Here is a 1,649-nt window from a genome sequence, read left to right on the forward strand (position 1 = left end):
GTTCGGCGTCGCCGCCGCGTAGCCGGCGACGCCGAACAGCGCCGGCAACACCGAGAGCGCGACACAGCCAGCGGCCATCAGCGCCAGCCCGGCGACGACCATCGCCGACGCGCCGAGGCGATCGACGACGCGGCCAGCGACCACACCACACAGCGCCGACACGATCGGGCCGATGGAAAGGACGGCGCCGACCGGCGCCTCGCCGAGCCCCAGCGCGCGAGACAGGAAGAAGGGCCCGACCACCAGCGTCGCCATCATCACCGTCGAGACCAGCGCGTTCATGGCAAGGCTCGGCGCCAGCACCGGATCGCGGAACAGCGCGGGCTTGACCAAAGGCGAGGCCACCTTGCCCTCGACGTAGAGGAACAGCCCGGCGCCGAGAGCGGCGATGCCAAGCAGCGCGGCGTTCATGCCGCCGAAATGACCGCGCCCGATCGTCATCGTCAGCGCGTAGGCGGCGAGCGTCAGCGCCAGCAGGATCGTGCCCAGAATGTCGAAGCGTGGTTTGTCGCTCCTCGCCTCACGGACGAGTTTCGCCGCTGGGCGGAGAAGTTTCGCCGCTTGATCGGCAGGCAGGAAGCGGTGTGCGGCAACTACGGCCACAATACCGAGCACGGCATTGACGAGGAAGATCGCACGCCAGCCGAAAGAGGCGATCAGCACGCCGCCGAGCGTCGGTCCAAGGGCTGTGCCGATCGCCGACATGGTGCCGAGCAGACCCATGGCGCTGCCGATGCGCTCCCTCGGCACTGTCTCGCCGACGAAGGCAATGGTCAGTGCCATCATCACCGCAGCACCCAGGCCTTGCGCGGCTCGGGCGGCGACCAGCAGCGGCAGCGTCGGCGCGAGCGCCGCCGCCAACGACGCGGCGCTGAACAGGCCAAGGCCGGCGACCAGCAGCAAGCGGCGACCGACGAGATCGCCCAGCCGTCCGACGCTGACGATGAGCGCGGTGATGGCCAAGAGATAGGCGAGCACCACCCACTGCACCGCCGGGAAGGAGGCAGCGAAGACTATGCTCAGCGTCGGCAGCGCGACATTGGCGATGCTGGTGCTGAGCGAGGACAAGAGCATGGCCAGCGACAGGCTGGCCAGCGCGCCGGTCGTCGAGCGGCTTGCCGGTACGGCGGCTGTATCGGCGATGTCGGTCATGGTTCTTCTCCGGCTCAGGTGAAACTTGCCGGGAAGATAAGCGCGCGGCTGATATGGCGGAACACGCAGCATTTGCACTTGAACAGTGCATGAAACGCCATGTCATGGCGCTGCAAGCGTGCTAAGGTCGCGCCATGTCGCGACCCGATCTCAACCTGCTCGTCACGCTGGATGTGCTGCTTGCCGAAGGCAGCGTTGCCAAGGCGGCACGGCGGCTGAAGCTCAGCCCCTCGGCCATGAGCCGCGCCTTGGCAAGGCTGCGCGAGGCGACCGGCGATCCGCTTTTGGTGCGCGCCGGGCGCGGCCTGGTGCCGACGCCGCGCGCCATCGAGCTCGGCGCCGAGGTCGGCCGGCTGGTGAGGGACGCGGAGGCCGTACTGCGTCCGGCAGAACGGCTCGACCTCAAGCGGCTGGTCCGCAGCTTCACGCTGCGCAACAGCGACGGTTTCGTCGAGAATTTCGGCCCTGCCCTTTTAGCGCGCGTCGCGGAGGAAGCG

Annotated in this window: 2 protein-coding genes; one reads left to right on the forward strand and one right to left on the reverse strand. The window is 68.5% G+C overall.

Translation table 11 applies throughout. From position 1 onward, the window contains the following. Positions 1-1,152 (reverse strand): MFS transporter (locus EOA38_RS35905; RefSeq protein ID WP_245481012.1); only part of this gene is annotated, 1,152 nt, incomplete at its 3' end. A 134-nt stretch (positions 1,153-1,286) separates the two neighbouring features. Here EOA38_RS35905 and EOA38_RS35910 point away from each other — a divergent pair. Continuing rightward, positions 1,287-1,649 (forward strand): LysR family transcriptional regulator (locus EOA38_RS35910; RefSeq protein WP_127301443.1); only part of this gene is annotated, 363 nt, incomplete at its 3' end.

Origin of the sequence: Mesorhizobium sp. M1E.F.Ca.ET.041.01.1.1 (assembly GCF_003997355.1) — a bacterium.
In the GTDB taxonomy this organism is placed as follows: Bacteria; Pseudomonadota; Alphaproteobacteria; order Rhizobiales; family Rhizobiaceae; genus Mesorhizobium.